This is a genomic window from Ideonella livida (assembly GCF_010499455.1).
In the GTDB taxonomy this organism is placed as follows: Bacteria; Pseudomonadota; Gammaproteobacteria; order Burkholderiales; family Burkholderiaceae_C; genus Ideonella; species Ideonella livida.
In genome coordinates this window covers 1-255 of record NZ_JAAGOH010000100.1, presented here as the reverse complement: position 1 = coordinate 255, position 255 = coordinate 1, and the positions used below count along the sequence as shown (strand labels likewise).

The window sequence follows — 255 nt, the reverse complement described above, 5'->3', positions numbered from 1 at the left end:
CGTCCTGACCAACAGCGCGGGCTTTGACGACTACATCAGCACCGGCGCCGGCAACGACCACATCACCGTCAGCAGCAGCCACGTCTGGGGCTGGGGCAACGTCTACGCCGGCGAGGGAGACGACACCATCCTGGGCGGCAGCGGCACCGACATCAACCTCTTTGGCGAAGCCGGCAACGACTCCATCGACGGCGGCGCCGGCAACGACGCCCTGACCGACGGCGCCGGCGATGACACCCTGGTCGGCGGCACCGG

1 protein-coding gene is annotated in these 255 nt (G+C 69.4%); it reads left to right on the top strand.

All coding sequences use genetic code 11. The annotated features are described in order from the left end of the window. A partial coding sequence (locus G3A44_RS23220) for a calcium-binding protein (protein WP_375138690.1) occupies positions 1 to 255 on the top strand: 255 nt, incomplete at both ends.